The following is a 16,682-nucleotide window of genomic DNA, read 5'->3' as shown; positions in this document are numbered from 1 at the left end:
ACAAACCAGACCGCCTTATTGGACAAAACAACAAATCTAAGAGGGTATTTATAGCCGTAGCCAAATTAATTAGGACGCTGCTTGTTTGAGAACAATTTCCATTGTATCACGTAAATTATCCGATGTGGATAAAAGTTTACGAACCCTGCTTTTCAAAGTTGCCCAACACTTTTCAATCCGATTGAGATCAGGTGAATAAGGCGGTAGGTAAACTAACTGACACCCTGCATCTTCAATTAATTGAGCAATCCGACCGCCACGATGAAAGGTAGCATTATCAACAATTACCCATTCATCGGGTCGTAGCATCGGAATCAAGCAAGTTTCTAACCAAGTCTCAAACACGGTACGGTTACACGCCCCCTCAATCGTAAATGGCGCAATTATTTGCTGATCTCGATAGCCAGCAATCATATTGATGCGACCCTTGCGACCACCTGATTTGAGATCGTAAAAGCGTTCTCCAGCTCTTGAGTAACCGTAACCGTAATTATCGCGTTCATCCATACCAGACTCATCAACATATACTAGGTAAGGCGCTTTGGGGTTGTCGAGTTGCGTTAAGAATGCTGCCCGCTTGGTTTCATCTCGTTGAATATATCCGGATGTTTTTTTTTACGAGTATGTCCTATGTTTTTCAGTGCCCTGGAAATTGTGCGTTGGCTAATCTGTCCGTCCCATAGCTGTGCCATTTCACTTTGAGTTTTATCCCCTTGCTCTTTGACAAAGGTGCGAAACTTCTCCCAATCCCTGATTTTGCTATTCTGCGGCGATGCTTTCCTCTGTTTGGGTTTGACATCTCCCGTTTCGGCTTTGCGCTGACACCACAAGTTAATTGTGTTGCGACTAATATTGAACAGAAGGCTTGCCTCACACTTCTTGAGACCGTCCAACTCTATCGCTTGCATTACCTTTTGCCGGAAATCATCACTATAGGGTTTAACCATTTAAATGGGGTAGATGCTATGCAGGAACTCTTATAGTTTACGTCCTAATCTTGATGGCTATAGCTATATAAAATAAATATTAAGCAGTTGAGCAACGATGATTGCGGAAGCAATGCGATTTTGTGAGGTCAGGTAAAAAACCAGCGATCGCTAAATTCTTACCTCAGTAATAAAAACTTATTTATACAAATTATTAGACCTCTTGCAATGTCATTTGATTGCTGGGATTTCTAATTACGAACTTCAGAAAGCGTCAATTTCTCTTTGATTTACTTAACCCCCTACTTGATCACAAAACTTTTTTGCAAGAGGTCTATTAAGTATAGCAACCGCCAAGGCGGTTAGGACGCCAAACGTAAGATGTCCTCAATGGTATCTCGTAAACAATCAAACTGCCCCAGTTTTCTACGGATTCGACTCTTTAACCAAGACCAGCATTTCTCAATCAAGTTTAGGTCTGGAGAATAAGGCGGTAGATACAGCAGTTCACAGCCTGCATCCTGAATCAGTTGTTGAATGCGCCCACCTTTGTGGAATGTGGCATTATCCATCACTAAAACTTGTCCAGGTTCGAGTGTTGGAAGCAAACAAGTTTCTAACCAGGTCTCAAACACTGTTCGATTACATGCCCCTTCAACAGTAAAGGGAGCTATCAAATTTTGATTGCACAGCGCAGCAATCATGTTCACCCTACCTTCACGCCGCCCTGATTTGAGTGCATAGAAACGCTGCCAAGAGTGAGTTCCACCCATAATCATACTCGTCTCGACTATCCATCCCAGACTCATCTAGGTACACGATCAACTCTTGGGGTAGTTTAGACAACTGATCTATGAACGCTTGTCGCTTGGCTTCATCCCGCTCACGGTAGCCATAGGTCTTTTTTTTCGAGTAAAGCCAATTTTCTTCAAAGCCCGTGAGATCGTGCGTTAGCGTAGCTCGCCGCAGGCATCGCTAATTTGACCTTCCCAAAGCGAAGCCATCTCGACTTGAGTTTTATCCCCATGAGATGAAGCAAACTCACGGAATTTTTCCCAGTCGGTAATTTTATGACCATTACCGGGAGGCTGATTGGGCAAGGCTTGGAAGTCTCCAGTTTCAGCTTGTCGCTTCTGCCATAAGTTTATAGTGTTGCGACTGATATTGAACACAAGACTTGCTTCGCTTTTCTTTAAACCATCTAACTCAATGGCTTGAATGATCTTTTGACGAAGGTCGTAACTGTAGGGTTTGGGCATATGTATAGTGATCGTACTCCGCAGAAAAAGGAAAGGGACTACATCCAGTTTATGCTTAAACCGCCTTGGCGGTTGGTATACCAACTGTCCTGGAAACACTGCACAAATTTAGATGAGTTGCGGCAGAAGCTAAAACATGTTCTTGATTCCATTTCTCCGGAAGCGATCGCTTCGAGAGAGTAGATGGAATTACATCACCTCCGCTTTATTAAGTGCAACTTCATAGAGAATTGGTATAAGTCGTTGTTGGAGACTTGCTTTGGGTCTTCTGAATCTGGCATGGGTTTAGCTTGGGAAGGTTTAAGTGTCGTTGTTATAAATATTACTATCTAACTGCTTGGCGTTGATATTGCTAGCATTAAGTATTGCCAGATACTCTTCATTCGCCATTTTAAGCTAACCCCTCTGCTTCATCTTATATTCATTAATTTAACTGATCAATTGTTTATTCTCATTCATTCAAACGCTGTGCGATCGCCTGCAATAATTCCTCAAATTCTGAATCGCAAATGTCTGGAGTTAGCGTATTCATGTCTTTGAGAAGGTTGGTAAGTTCAGCAATAGTGTTACGAATTTCAGTGTATAAATCAATTTCTTCTCTAAATCCTTGTAAATTAATGCCCAGCATTTACAGGATCACGCCTAATGTGAATTAGAGAAGTTGAGATTGGAAAGTGAGAACATTAATACCAAAACGTCGGCGAAGCAACAAACATAGTGTGTAAGATGCAATCTTGGCAGCAATATGTACGCAAAAGCCATCAACAGTTTTGTTAAGTAAGCGTTCTTTAATTGAATTGGCTTTGATCAAGTAAATTAGGAAACCATTCTCTATAGTTTCCACGGATGAAACCGATAAATTGCCTTTCTCCAGGAAATGGTAGGTAATCCATGACTAGTGCTAGTGTCAAGATTTCACTATCGCTCATACTTGGTTTCACACCTGGTTTTAGCATAGTTGTATTTTTTACTTGCTTCTCATGCCAATCATCTACGATTACAAAGATTGTTGTTAATAGCGATCCATTGTCTATGTTAATCATGGGGAAAGTCTGAGTGAAAAGCTGGTAACTTTCATCTTCTTACTTCTCCCGCCTTTTTTCTAATTCACATTAGGCGTGTATCAGCATTAATTAACCCACCGCCAAACATCTACTTGGTTATGAGCCGTATTATGGTAAGGCGATTGGCATAAATTTTGACTTCTCAAAACTTTTCAAACAACCTCTAATAAGCGTACTACCTTGCTTTATTGTGTGGAAATACTTCGCTTTGGCATTTCTCGTAGGGTAATGCCTTTTCATCTGAGAAAAATTAAAATTCAATTGAAAATGTCCCCAAAACAGTAAAAGGAGCGCCAGGAGTGACTTGGTCTCTGCTGAAGGTACCCTCAATGTAGTCCACATTGAAAATATTTTTGAAATTAATTCCCGCCCGCCAGTTATTTTTCTTGTAAAAGATGTTAGCATCGGTACGCAAATAACTGCTTAGTTCATACGTGTTCTCCAAGTCGCCTTCCCTTTCACCAACGTAAAATAACCCCAAGCCAAAGCCTAACCCCTGCAAATTACCCCGCTGGATTTGGTAAGTTGTCCACAAACTCGCTGCATTATACGGCGCACCATTTAGTCGATTTCCTTGTATGGGACTATTGTCTTTTGTGACTAGGGCATCAGTGTAGGCATAGTTGGCAATAATATTCCAGCCCGTCAGAATTTCTCCAACAACATCCAATTCAATACCCTGACTTGTTTGTTCTCCAACCGGAATGCTGTAATCTGTATTATTTGGATCGGTTGTGGCAATGTTACTTTTGGTCAAGTGATAGGCAGCTAAATTGGTTGAGAGTCTGCCGTTCAAAAATTCTCCTCTAATCCCCACCTCGTACTGAGTACCACGCTCCGGTTCCAAGAGTGAACCACTGACTGTTGTCGCGGAATTTGGAGCAAACGATTGACTATAACTGGCATAGAGTGACAGTGGCGGTACGGGTTGGTAAACAATGCCAACTCTTGGTGTGAAAGCGTTGTCCTGTTGCTGGGTATTAGTATTAGCCCCTGCATTGCTTGTAAAGCGGCTTTCTTGATCTACAATGTCGAAGCGCCCACCCACCAACAGTTTCAAATTATCAGCTAGGGCGATCTGATCTTGTAGATAAATACCTAGAATGTCTAACCTCTGATTGAAGGTAACATTAGATGAAAGATTCTCTCGTCTGGGTATAGGGGCAACACGGTAAACTGGGTTGAAAATATTAATGCTGGGGGCACCATCACCAAAGTAGTTATCTAGATCGTTAATATCACGATTGAGATCGACACCGAATAAGAGAGTATGTTTGACTGAGCCTGTGGCAAACTTACCAATCAAATTTGTTTGGAAAGCATAGCTTTGGTTAGTTCCGCTATTATCGCTCCAACTCCTGCTCAAGTTGCCAGTCGTTTCATCAAGGGTGTCATACCTTGCTCCAATAAACCTCTGATCGCTCGAAGAGAAGCGGAAAGCATTACGAAGTGTCCAATTTTCACTAAAGCGATGTTCTAGTCGATAACTTGCGCTCAACTCATTCCTAAAAGCGAAATTATCTGGCTCACCCAAATTGCGATTATACGGAATGTCTGCAATCTTTCTACCAATAGGTGGGATTCCTGTTATGTCGAATGGTCGCGTATCATCCAAATACGAAAATTCAAAGGTCAGATCAGTGCGATCGCTAATCTTCCAGGTTAATACAGGCGACACAAAAAACCGATCAACGCCTTGGTCAAAGTCGCGAAAGTTCCCACCACTTTCATAAACGGCATTCAATCGATAGAGCAAAGTTCGATCACTATTCAACGGACCGGAAAAATCAATGCTCGGTCGAACAAGACCAAAGTTTCCTACTTGCAGTTCAGTATAGTAAAAAGGTTCTGATAAGGGTTGCTTCGTCACCAAATTAATAATTCCACCTGGTTCGATGGTGCCAAACAGTACCGAAGCAGGTCCTTTTAGTACCTCGATTCTCTCCAGATTGGCGGTTTCTCTGATTGTTGTCCGATTTACAGAGTCTCTGAAGCCATCTCGGAAAAGAACGCCCTGTCCAAAACCTCGAATGACAAAACTGTCCCGTGTGCCTCCAAACGAGCTTCCTGCTTGAACCCCAGATACATTTCGCAGAGCATCCGTGAGCCGGATAGCTTGCTGGTCTTTGATTATTTGTTGAGGTATTACTTGAATCGACTGGGGAATGTCGCGCAATGGAGTGTCGGTTCTGGTAGCTGTTGTCGCATTAGGTGCGTTATAGCCATCAAGATCACCTGTCACCACCAACTCAATCGGCTCATCACCCGATGCTGATGGTTGAGTTGGCTGTGTCTGACTTGGCGGCTGAATAGTTTGGGGTTGTTGTGTTTGCGGTTGCGTTTGTTGCGCTCTTGGTGCAGTACTGGCAACGCTGAAGATAATACCCTCGTTAGCACTGTCATACAACTCGACAATTGGTACTCCTGTCTCACCCGTGACACTCACCCGGATTGTATTAGCATCAAAGTTCGTTACTGTTATTTGTGTAACACCAGTAATTGGCTTGTCTGAGTGAAATGTGAATGCCTCACCAGAAGGAAGGTGCAGTTGAGCATTAGGAATATCAACAATAAAGTTATTGCCATTCGAGCGATTTACCAGTTGCAATTGTTGCCCTTTGGTTGTCTGTAAAATTACCTCCACACCTTTATCGGTGGGATTGGCTTTGACTTCGGTAACTTGTACAACTTCCGATGTTGGTGCTGTTTCTTGTGCTGGCGATTGCACTAGCTGTTGGCTGCTGGGGCGCTTTATCTGACTGAGTCGCCGAATCTCTGTTATAGGTTTAATGTGCTGTGCCTTGGTTACTAAACGTGTTTGTTGAGTAGAACTCGCACCAGTTTTAGTAGATGCTGTACTCTGGGGAACTTCAGTTGATGAAATTTCCTCGCTTAATGCAGGAGTTGTGAGCAACGCTACTATCGTGCAACTCAGTAAAAAACTGGGAATAAGCTGCTTAAGTTTCATTTTTTTCCTGTGACTCCGTCACACTACACCTATCTCTAAATTGATGACGCTAGTATTAAGATAATATTAGAATATATTTGCAATTATTTAGCAATAAGAAAAAACTGTAAAAAAGAAAAATTTACATATAAGTTAGGTGAACGGAAAAATTTACAATATATATGTTATGTAACAAAAAGTTAAGCAAAGGGGTTATAGTTAAATTTTATACACTATAATTTTGTAGTTACTTTTTCTCCCCTAGCTTGAATACCATCAATTATGGTATAAGCAATGGTAGTATTCGTCAATTAAAGAGTGTCGGGACGGGGCAGGCGATTGTCTTTAATGAAGTGCTGCGATCGCCAATGAATTTCAGCGCGCTTTGCTGCCGACGTAATTGCCTGCCTTGTTGTGATGCCTGTGCGGGTAAAATCAGTAAGTCGGCACAATGAAACCAAGGTTATGTTTAGTTTTATAAAAACTCTATAACGATTGATTTATAAGCTCTTTGGTGATTTAATACTTTGTTACATAAGTTTATTTTTTAACACCGATTTATTTACGCTATGCCTGACTCCAGACTCTTGTTTTCTTTTGTGATCTATCAAAAGCTCGTTTCTAATTGATCCCCTTTTTTTGAGTACCCTTCTTAATCTGTCGGGACTCAGTTTAATGTGACGATGCCTGCGGCGGGCTACGCCTACGCGTTCTAATTTCTGCGTGATCTGAAGATTATTGTATTTACCCCGGATTTCTCACAAAGATATAAACGTTTCAGCTTTGATATGATTTCTCAATAAAGTGGTATTGTTAGATGAACTTAAATTTGCTTTGTCAAAGTCACTTGCAACATTATTACGGAAAAGAAGATTAGGGACTGGAGACTGGAGACTCACAACTATTAATCTGTGGCGGAAATTTGCCTACTCCTACTTTTGCCAAGGGGCTTAAACGCTTTATTTGGTTAATTAAGATGGTAGCTAAATTTACAGTGTGCTGTACTAGTTACTGAAGCATAGTAACAAAGGGGACAAAGGGGAATTATTGAAAAAGTCACTCCCTTGTCTCTTCCCAATGCCCAATCCCGAATGCCCAATAGGAGTTTCAGTCACCAAGCGTTATATCTGTACATGGTGGTATTAATGAAGATTAATATTTTACTTAGGGTTTACAAAAGAAAATCAATACGCGTTTTACCCTTAATACTCAGTTTGATACTGGTTTTGTTTGTAGGAAGCCACACTATAGCTGTACCAACAAAATCCACAGAGATATTATGGGATACCTATGGTGTGCCGCACATCTACGGAAAAGATAATCGGAGTGCATTTTATGCCTTTGGTTGGGCACAAATGCAAAGTCATGGAGATTTGCTTTTGCGTCTCTATGGTCAAGCACGGGGACGCGCAGCCGAATATTGGGGAGAGAAATACCTGGATTCAGATCGTTGGGTACAGACTGCGAGAGTACCAGAACGCGCTCGTTCTTGGTACAAAGCACAGAGTCCAACTTTTCGCAGTTATCTCGATGCTTTTGCTACAGGGATCAATGCTTATGCTTCCCAAAATCCAAACTTGATTGATGATCAAATTGAGGTGGTGCTACCAGTCAAGGCAGAAGATGTCATGGCTCACTTACATCGGATACTCAATTTCACCTTTGTGGTCAATCCGGAGGATGTATTAGACCTGAGCAAACAAAAGTTGCAAGCAGGATCTAATGGTTGGGCGATCGCACCAACTCATTCTGCCAGTGGTAAGGCCATGTTGCTAGCAAACCCACATCTACCTTGGTCAGATTTATTTTTGTGGTATGAAGCCCAAGTCACCGCACCAGGAATTGATGCCTATGGGGCAACACTTGTAGGTGTTCCCGTATTAGCGATCGCATTTAATAACAACTTAGGTTGGACTCACACTGTTAACACCTATGATGGTTGGGATGTTTATGAACTCACATTGGCAGGTAAGGGTTATAGCTTTGATGACAAAGTTCGTAACTTTGAGACAAAAACTCTTTCCTTAAAGGTGAAGCAGAAAGATGGCTCTTTGCTAGAGCAACCATTAGTAGTGAAAAGTTCTGTCCACGGGCCTGTGATCGCCGAAAAAAATGGTAAAGCCGTGGCGCTGAGAGTTGCAGGTCTTGACCGACCAGGTGTACTCCAGGAGTGGTGGGATATGGCACGAGCAAAAAACCTTACCCAGTTTCAAACAGTACTCAAGCGCTTGCAATTGCCAATGTTTACGGTGATGTATGCTGATAGAGAAGGGCATATTATGCACCTATTCAACGGTCAAGTTCCGATGCGCTCTGAAGGTGATTTTAAATATTGGCAAGGCGTAATTCCAGGAAATACATCTAAAACCTTGTGGACAAAAATCCATCCTTACCAAGACTTACCGCGCATAGTTGACCCTAAGAGTGGCTGGTTGCAAAATACAAATGACCCACCTTGGACAACTACATTTCCAGCCGCCATTAAAGCAGATAATTACCCACTTTACATGGCACCTCGTTTCATGAGTTTCCGCTCCCAACGTTCTGCAAGGATGTTGGCTGAAGATGATAAAATCTCTTTTGATAAAATGGTTGCAGACAAGCACTCTACCCGCATGGAACTGGCTGATCGGATTTTGGATGATTTAATTCCGGCTGCACGCAAGTATGGTCAGGACTTAGGGCAGCAAGCAGCTAATGTCCTAGAAGCCTGGGATCGGCAAGCCAATGCAGATAGTCGCGGAGCCGTATTATTTGCCTTTTGGGTACAACAGATGCATTTCGATAAGGATAAGGGGTTTAGTAAACCCTGGAATGAAAATTCTCCACGCACTACACCCGATGGTTTAGCGAATCCTGAAAGTGCAGTTGCAACTCTGCAAGCAGTCGCAGCCCAGGTAGAAAAAACTTATGGGGCGCTTGATGTACCATGGGGCAAGGTTTTTCGGCTACGGTTGGGTAATGTAGATTTAGCTGCCAATGGTGGGGATGGCAAGCTGGGAATTTTTCGTGAACTCGATTTTGCCCCAGGAGCAGAGCAAACGTTCCAAGCTGTTGGAGGTGATTCCTATGTTGCTGCAATTGAATTTTCTAACCCTGTACGGGCGATGGCACTCACCAGCTATGGTAGTGCAAGTCAACCCGGATCAACCCACATTAGCGACCAGTTACAGATGTTCGCCAACAAAAAGTTGCGTCCTGTATGGCGCGATCGCTCAGATATTCTTGCTCATCTAGAAGAACGTAAAGTATTCTAAGGTGAATGGCACTAAGATAACCCCAAAGTCTTGTTTACCTCGTTAAGAGCATTTGGGCTGGAAATGTATTCATGGTAAGGATTTAGGTGGTAGAGTATTGACAAAGGGGACGCTTGGGGTAAAGTATCACAATCATGAACCTCAACCTGCCTCAACAAATCGACCGGGAAAGTCCTAACCAACTGTCCAAAGAAGAGTTGGTGGATATAATGATTGAACAGGCAATCGCTATCCAGCAGTTACAAGCAACGATAACAGAACTGAAACAAGAGGTAGGGCGGCTTGGTATTAGTCGAGACCTTGATAGCAAGACATCTTTAAAACCGCCATCTGGAGACATCTTGAAAAAATCTGAAAAGAAAAAACCAGGAAACGAGCTTGAATCGAATCGTCCCAAACGCAAATCAGGAGGGCAACCCGGACATCAGGGAAAAACTCGTAAAGGATTTGGAAGAATCGACTGCTTTGAAATTTTACGTCCGGAGTTTTGTACCTGTTGTGGTAACACAAAATTTTTAAGTGAAGCAGTGAAAATTGAAACACAACAGGTTACCCAGTTGGTGGAACGGCCAATCGAAATCGTCGAATATCATCGGCAGATATGCAGATGTTCACATTGTGAAAATTTACAAGCTGCGGATTGGTCTGATGATATAATTCCAGGACAAGACTTGGGAGTTAGGTTGCAAGCTTTTGTAGGGTGGATAAATAATTATGGGCATCTACCCTATGAAAAACAGAAAGAAATGTTATGGGAACTGGGGCAGATTGAAATTGCGTTAGGAACGTTAGTAGCAACCAATGAACGAATTACTCAAGCAATTGAACCAAGCATTAATCAATTGAGTAGTTGGCTAAAACAGACACAATCTAACATTCATGTGGATAAAACACCTTGGTCAGTTAAAGGAGTTGCTAATTCTGAGTTCTGCCTGTTTACTACGGCTAATACTCGTTCTAAAGCTGAGTTAAAAGCAATTTTAGGATCTCAATATCAAGCTGTCATCAATTCAGATGATTATAGTCTTTATAACGGCTATCAAGCTGTTACACAACAGAAATGTTTGGCTCGGTTAGCAGGTAAGCGCCAAACTTTAGAGCAATAGTGACGATTGCCGCTGCAATCGACAAAAAAGCGTAAGAGCGGGCTGCTCGACTACTCATCTCGGTCACAGAGGTAACTACAGTGATTCCGAGCTAACGATACCAAATTTGACTTTAATCGTCATCAGCCCTGAGACTTCTACTGATTGGTAAAAGAAACTACAGGATATCATTGCGATCGCCGAGGTGTGATTGAGCTTTCATTGTTTCGGCGATGCCTACGGTTCTTGCTAGCCTACGCAATATCTACAGTAGCTTGTCTAGTGTAATTGGCAAATCACGGACGCGCTTACCTGTGGCATGGTAAACTGCGTTAGCGATCGCCGCCGCCGTACCAGTAATCCCAATTTCGCCGATTCCCTTGACACCAAGCGGGTTGATATGTGGATCGCGTTCATCAACAAACAACACCTGAATATCAGGAACGTCTGCATTCACTGGTACATGATATTCAGCTAAATCATGGTTGACAACGCGTCCGAGATTGGGGTCTGTTACCGTATGTTCCATCAGTGCCATACCGATACCGTAGACAATTCCACCGATGAGTTGACTGTTGGCTGTTTTAGCGTTGAGTATGCGTCCAACGCCAAAAGTTCCCACCCAGCGCGTTACTCTGACTTCTCCAGAATCAGGATTAACGCGGACTTCGGCAAATTGCGATCCAAATGCGTGCATTGAGAACTTCTTTTGTTCCTCTCCGAGTTTGGCATCTGCACGCGCTTCGATCATTTTCATTCCATGCCGGGCCAAAATTGCCTGATATGTTTCGGTTGCAGACGATTTATTTTTTAAGAAAAAGCTACCATTTTCGGCAATCACATCCTCAGCGTTTGAACTATAAAGCGGCGATTTTTGATCGGCAAGTGCTAGTTGCAAAAGCTGACTGCGAGCTTGATTTCCGGCTAAATGCACGGACGAACTGACACTGGCGGCAGTTTGTGAACCACCGGAAACGGGGGTTTCTGGCATCTTAGTATCGCCTAGTTCAAAGCGAACTTTCTCAACTGGTAAACCAAGCGCCTCAGCTGCAACCTGAGTCATTACAGTATAAGTGCCCGTGCCAATATCTTGCGAACCGCTCTGCACAACGGCTGTACCGTCTGCCATAATTCGGGCGATCGCTGATGCCGGAGAACGGTTAGTTGGATAAGTTGCTGTCGCCATACCCCAGCCAATCAAATAATTGCCGTCTCGCATCGAACGCGGCTTAGGATTGCGCTTTTGCCAGCCAAACTTTTCCGCTCCTAATCTGTAGCATTGGATGAGTGACTTGCTCGACCAAGGTAGTCCTTTACTAGGATCGACATCAGCATGGTTACGCAGACGCAGTTCTACCGGATCGATATTCAGCCCATAAGCCAGTTCGTCCATTGCCGATTCTAAAGCGAACGATCCTGAAGCCTCTCCTGGGGCCCGCATGAAAGTTGGTGTTCCTTCATCCAGCTGCACAAGACGGTGGCTGGTTTCAATATTCGGGCAAGCATAAATCATGCGGGCGCTTTTACCAACAGGTTCAATAAATTCATCGAAAGTTGAAGTCTGCGAAGTCCCAGCATGTCGCAGAGCTGTCAATTTACCCTCACGGGTTGCACCTAGAGAAACCTGTTGAATTGTCTCTGGTCGGAAACCAACAGGCCCATACATCTGTATGCGACCCAGAACTAATTTCACTGGGCGATTAACCTGTCGTGCTGCCATCGCCGCTAGAGGCACATGCGACCAAGCTGATCCTTTGCAACCGAAGCCACCGCCAACAAAGTAAGACATAACGCGGACTTTCTCTGGCTCAATTCCTAATACTCCCGCAACTTTTTGTTGAGCCGAAAAGATTCCCTGAGTTGCATCATACAGCAGCAGTTGATCGCCTTGCCAAACCGCTGTTGTAGCATGAGGCTCCATCGGATTGTGATTTTCGATCGGTGTAGTATAGGTTTGCTCGACGCGGACAGCCGCAGCTGCTAGTCCCTGGTTGACATTACCGTGACTTGAATCGGGCGACTCTTCTCTAGGGATTTTACCTTTAGGCAAGTATGCTTTAGCGAGATTATCCCGCATATTGATGGTTGGTTTCTCTTCCTCATAGCGAACTTGCACCAATGAGGCAGCATACATAGCCCGTTCAAAGGTATCGGCAACGACGACACCAATGTGCTGACCGCTATAAAGTACAACGTTATCTTGCAGCACTTGCAGCTTGCGACCGCCGCCCTTTTCTCCAGAAGCTTTGGGCGCGTTGAGGTGGGTAATAACTGCTAATACACCCGGTACTTGCTCTGCTGCCTTTGTATCAATTTTGGCAATCTTACCTTTAGCGATCGTGCTTTGAATTGTTACGCCATAAGTCATTTTTGCTACCGGAAACTCTGCCGAATAGCGTGCGCCGCCAGTTACCTTGAGATATCCATCAACTCTGTTTAGCGGTTTGCCGACAACTGTATTTGTATCCCCTGTATTCATGCCATTCCTCCCACCGTTGCCAGCGCCTTAACAATTGTGCGTTTAGCCAGTTCGACTTTAAAGCCGTTGTATTTTTGAGGTTTAGCTCCGGCAATAGCTGCGGAGGCTGCTACTTGAAATGTTGCCTCGTTTGCAGGCTTGTTCAGAAGGGCTTTTTCAGCTTCGTAAGCACGCCAGGGTTTTGTCCCTACCCCACCCAAGGCAATGCGTGCCGAGCGAATGATCCCATTTTGAATATCCAGCGCTGCCGCCACTGATGCCATTGCAAAGGCATAGGAGGCGCGATCACGGACTTTTAAATAGTGCGATCGCTTCGCAAAATTTGAAGCAGGCAAGTCAACGGCAACAATTAATTCCCCGTGTTGTAGAACTGTTTCGCGTTCGGGTGTATTGCCAGGTACGAGATGAAAATCTACAAGCGGAACACTGCGTTCTCCGTTCGGGCCGCGTGTTTGCACAACTGCATCTAATGCGATCATTGCCACCGCCATATCGGAAGGATGAGTGGCAATACAGCGATCGCTTCCGCCAAGAATCGCGTGAATGCGGTTGTAACCTTCAATTGCTGCACAACCTGAACCTGGAACACGCTTATTGCAGGGCATTGAAGTGTCGCGGAAGTAGTAGCAGCGGGTACGTTGTAACAAATTTCCGCCCACTGTTGCCATATTCCGCAGTTGTGGCGATGCCCCAGACAGCAACGCTTCTGACAGCACAGGATAACGCTCCTGAATCATCGCATTATAAGCAACATCACTATTGCGTGCCATTGCGCCAATTCGCACGCCGTTGCCCTGCATTTCTATCTTGGTTAGCGGTAGTGGGTTAATGTCAACTAACTCTCTTGGTGTCTGGACATTCAGCTTCATCAAATCGATTAGACTGGTACCACCGGCAAGATACGAGGCTTCACTATCTGGAGCCACCAACGCCACGGCATTTTCCGCTTGTCCTGCTTTTTTATAGTTAAACGGCTGCATCTTTTTTTCCTTCTAAAACATCGCGGACAGCATTCACGATATTTGGATAAGCACCACAACGGCAGATATTGCCGCTCATCAATTCACGAATGTCGCCATCTGATTTAGCATGTCCTTCGTTAACTAAACCCACTGCCGAACAAATTTGTCCCGGTGTGCAGTAGCCACACTGAAATGCATCGCGGACAATAAACGCAGCTTGCATCGGGTGCAGATTATTTCCTTGCTCCAGCCCTTCAATGGTTGTAATTACAGCGTCAGTGTGCATGATCGCAAATGTCAGGCAGGAATTTATTCGCTGCCCATTAACCAGCACCGTGCAAGCACCACATTGACCGTGGTCACAACCTTTTTTACTACCAGTTAACCCTATGTATTCCCGCAGTGCATCAAGTAAAGTAACACGTGGTTCAATCCGTAAATTGTGTGCTGTTCCGTTTACTTGCAGCGTCACCTTCATAGTTTCAGGTGTCGAAGTTTGCGGCATTGGAGTAGTTTTTTGGACTTGAGTTTGTCCTACAGCTTTTTCTACAAAATTATTGATCGTAGCCACTACTGTGCTAACGACCATCAATTTACCAAAACCACGGCGTCTTAGCCGAAATTTCATCTGTTTACTCCACTCTGTTTTTGTTGGTAATAATAGTTGGTAATTTTCTGGATCTAACTTCTTTATAAAAAGCACTTTTTCTTACAATTATTTTCCTCAATATGACATTATTAACAGGATACAATTTCATCTTGTCATTGTCTCTCTATCAGAAGATTTATGCCATAAGTATTATCTTAAATTATCACTTTATTTTGGAATCTCCAATATTTTTATTCAATAGACAATTAAATTCTGTAGTAATTATTTAATTGATTTATTACTAATTTTTAATAAATTCTTGTTAAAATAATCCTTTTTCTAGAATCTATACCTTTAAAGATTTTAAGAATATTTCTCTACACAGACTCGTTAACACTGCACTATGTGCTAAGACGCCTGATATTGTTCCAAAGGGAGAGGCCAACACCTGCCGTGCCCGTACCACTTCTCTACGAGACGCTCCGCGAACGTGGAAGCAAGCTACACCTAGCGTCTCTTTTAGGAGAAGGGCTGTAGGGAGAAGCTATGTTACTTGATCAGTTATACAGAATTCAATTCTGGCTTCTGACTCTTGAATTCTTTCTTGTTAAAACTAGACACAAGGGAAGGAAGATATGAAAATGCTGGCAAAAAGCCAATTTTGAATCATTAAGACACAATTACAATCCGTATGCCAAAAATCATTGCATTCCAAGTGAGACGACTAGTTCATAGACTTAATTTTGGGCATAAAATTGAGTTAAGAAGCTTTATTAAATCTAATGTTTTGAAACTTGATAAATCATCTTAATGATAAATTAAGCAAGTTCATTAGGTACTTAACGCTGTCGAATAACAGGCGTAAATTTGGAACTTTTGCATTAAAATCAAGCGCTGAAAGCATTTGACTTTTTCCAGCCGTCAACATCTGTCAAAACGTAAGGATTCAGGTGAGGGTGGTATTGACAAGTGTGACATCCCAGGTGGAATATCACAGTTATGGAAAAAATCTGCCTCTTGAACTAAACCGTGAAATCCTGATACAGTTGTCTTTGGAACAACTGGTAGAAATCATTATCGAGCAGGCGCTCGCCACGATTAAACAAAACTCCAGAATTTGACAGCTAGAACAAGAAATAGAAAAACTAAAGGCGATTAGAGACTTAGATAGTAAAACATCATCAAAACCACCATCTGGGGATATCCGAAAAAAATCCGAAAAAAACCTGATATTCAGGATGGGGACAGCCAAGCTCAAAAACGGAAACCAGGAGGACAACCAGCTCAACAAAAATGTTTGGTCCATCTACGCCGTCACTTTAAAAAACTAATTAAGCTTCCAGGTTTGAACAACCAAAAAATTGCGGAAAAGTTCCTCAAGCTGATTGACGAAGCATTTAAGAATTACATCAGGACTTACGCACAGGTAACGGAAAATCGAACCGCAGAGAAGCCAGTGCGTTGGGCGGGTTTCCCGACTTGAAGCAACTGGCGCGACGCAGAGGACACGGAGAAATAAGAGTTTCAGAGAGTTTTTGCGTAAGTCCTATACATATTCCAAGAGAATCAAAATATAAGTGAGTTTTTTGCTTGGGCTTGGGAGTTAAAAGTAAAAGTTAAGTCCTCCATTGATGATTGGATTGGACCTGCAGGGAAAGAAGCCAGTAAGCTTTTGCGAGCGCTACTTTGTAAAACAGATCAATGGTGGTATTTTTTAGACCATCCAGAGATCGATCCCTCCAGACAATAACTTAGCACAGCGAACACTTTAGCTAGCAGTAACAAAGAGAAAGCTTAGTGGAGGCTCCCGTTCAATCGAGCGGTTTAAACATACTGCCAATTTATTAACGGTTGTATAAACTTGAGGCAGCGCCGTGGGCGGGTTTGCCGACTTGAGGCGACTGCCGTGTCGTCAAGGACGTTCCGTAATTGATTTTTTTGAGCAAGCTATAAAAGCGATGGTTAATCCGGATATCCAAGAACCATCTTTAATTCCTCAAATTTAAACCTGAATCCTTACAAAATACCACCATATTTGTGTAGGCAAGTATCTCTTCTGGGATTTCTTGTTTATGAGAAATACCTGCCCAAAGTCGGCTTTGTTCAACAGCTTC

General features: G+C 43.2%; 9 protein-coding genes and 3 pseudogenes. 4 read left to right on the top strand and 8 right to left on the bottom strand.

Annotated features, from left to right (window positions below; genetic code table 11):
* Positions 1 to 69: 69 nt before the first annotated feature.
* The 5 genes and pseudogenes from V7K46_RS23155 to V7K46_RS23135 form a co-directional block, all read right to left on the bottom strand.
* Positions 70 to 947, bottom strand: a protein-coding gene (locus V7K46_RS23155; protein ID WP_335117205.1) for an IS630 family transposase whose coding sequence is annotated in 2 segments (ribosomal slippage) — positions 70 to 615 and positions 618 to 947 — 876 coding nt in all. Because the reading frame shifts where the segments join, the coding sequence is not laid out codon by codon here.
* Between the two features lie 341 nt (positions 948 to 1,288).
* A pseudogene (locus tag V7K46_RS23150) lies at positions 1,289 to 2,185 on the bottom strand (IS630 family transposase).
* Between the two features lie 451 nt (positions 2,186 to 2,636).
* Complete coding sequence (locus tag V7K46_RS23145) at positions 2,637 to 2,813, bottom strand: hypothetical protein (protein WP_335117203.1); 177 nt, start codon at positions 2,811 to 2,813, stop codon at positions 2,637 to 2,639.
* A 160-nt stretch (positions 2,814 to 2,973) separates the two neighbouring features.
* Positions 2,974 to 3,228 (bottom strand): hypothetical protein, encoded by a 255-nt coding sequence (locus tag V7K46_RS23140; protein ID WP_335117201.1) that lies wholly within the window; start codon positions 3,226 to 3,228, stop codon positions 2,974 to 2,976.
* 271 nt (positions 3,229 to 3,499) lie between these two features.
* A complete protein-coding gene (locus V7K46_RS23135; protein WP_335117199.1) occupies positions 3,500 to 6,217 on the bottom strand; it encodes a TonB-dependent receptor in 2,718 nt (905 codons plus the stop codon).
* 1,124 nt (positions 6,218 to 7,341) lie between these two features.
* Here V7K46_RS23135 and V7K46_RS23130 point away from each other — a divergent pair.
* Together V7K46_RS23130 and V7K46_RS23125 are read left to right on the top strand one after the other, a co-directional pair.
* Positions 7,342 to 9,453, top strand: a complete 2,112-nt coding sequence (locus tag V7K46_RS23130) for an acylase (RefSeq protein ID WP_335117197.1) — start codon at positions 7,342 to 7,344, stop codon at positions 9,451 to 9,453.
* Between the two features lie 134 nt (positions 9,454 to 9,587).
* Positions 9,588 to 10,529 (top strand): annotated as a pseudogene (locus V7K46_RS23125) (IS66 family transposase); the annotation flags it as partial.
* 274 nt (positions 10,530 to 10,803) lie between these two features.
* On the opposite strand, the gene V7K46_RS23120 reads toward V7K46_RS23125, so the two are convergent.
* Genes V7K46_RS23120 through V7K46_RS23110 form a run of 3 tightly spaced genes read right to left on the bottom strand, consistent with a single transcriptional unit; the run spans position 10,804 to position 14,607 of the window.
* Positions 10,804 to 13,017, bottom strand: coding sequence for a xanthine dehydrogenase family protein molybdopterin-binding subunit (locus V7K46_RS23120; RefSeq protein ID WP_335117195.1), 2,214 nt, complete (start codon positions 13,015 to 13,017; stop codon positions 10,804 to 10,806).
* Positions 13,014 to 13,997 carry an FAD binding domain-containing protein gene (locus V7K46_RS23115; protein WP_335117193.1) on the bottom strand — a complete coding sequence of 328 codons (984 nt, stop codon included), beginning with the start codon at positions 13,995 to 13,997 and terminating at the stop codon, positions 13,014 to 13,016. The genes V7K46_RS23120 and V7K46_RS23115 overlap by 4 nt, the downstream gene beginning before the upstream one ends.
* Positions 13,984 to 14,607 (bottom strand): (2Fe-2S)-binding protein, encoded by a 624-nt coding sequence (locus tag V7K46_RS23110; RefSeq protein ID WP_335117191.1) that lies wholly within the window; start codon positions 14,605 to 14,607, stop codon positions 13,984 to 13,986. Before V7K46_RS23110 ends, V7K46_RS23115 begins: the two co-directional genes overlap by 14 nt.
* 1,306 nt (positions 14,608 to 15,913) lie before the next feature.
* Here V7K46_RS23110 and V7K46_RS23105 point away from each other — a divergent pair.
* Both V7K46_RS23105 and V7K46_RS23100 read left to right on the top strand, forming a co-directional pair.
* Positions 15,914 to 16,051 (top strand): hypothetical protein, encoded by a 138-nt coding sequence (locus tag V7K46_RS23105; RefSeq protein WP_335117189.1) that lies wholly within the window; start codon positions 15,914 to 15,916, stop codon positions 16,049 to 16,051.
* 117 nt (positions 16,052 to 16,168) lie between these two features.
* A pseudogene (locus V7K46_RS23100) lies at positions 16,169 to 16,574 on the top strand (hypothetical protein); the annotation flags it as partial.
* Positions 16,575 to 16,682 lie beyond the last annotated feature (108 nt).

It is taken from the genome of Nostoc sp. (genome assembly GCF_036917395.1).
In the GTDB taxonomy this organism is placed as follows: domain Bacteria; phylum Cyanobacteriota; class Cyanobacteriia; order Cyanobacteriales; family Nostocaceae; genus Nostoc.
This window is presented reverse-complemented; position numbering and strand designations above follow the sequence as displayed.

Coding starts and splice junctions, on each gene's coding strand:
- V7K46_RS23110 (WP_335117191.1), bottom strand. CDS start 14,607: ATGAAATTTCGGCTAAGACGCCGTGGTTTTGGTAAATTGATGGTCGTT.
- V7K46_RS23130 (WP_335117197.1), top strand. CDS start 7,342: ATGAAGATTAATATTTTACTTAGGGTTTACAAAAGAAAATCAATACGC.
- V7K46_RS23135 (WP_335117199.1), bottom strand. CDS start 6,217: ATGAAACTTAAGCAGCTTATTCCCAGTTTTTTACTGAGTTGCACGATA.
- V7K46_RS23120 (WP_335117195.1), bottom strand. CDS start 13,017: ATGAATACAGGGGATACAAATACAGTTGTCGGCAAACCGCTAAACAGA.
- V7K46_RS23145 (WP_335117203.1), bottom strand. CDS start 2,813: ATGCTGGGCATTAATTTACAAGGATTTAGAGAAGAAATTGATTTATAC.
- V7K46_RS23115 (WP_335117193.1), bottom strand. CDS start 13,997: ATGCAGCCGTTTAACTATAAAAAAGCAGGACAAGCGGAAAATGCCGTG.
- V7K46_RS23140 (WP_335117201.1), bottom strand. CDS start 3,228: ATGATTAACATAGACAATGGATCGCTATTAACAACAATCTTTGTAATC.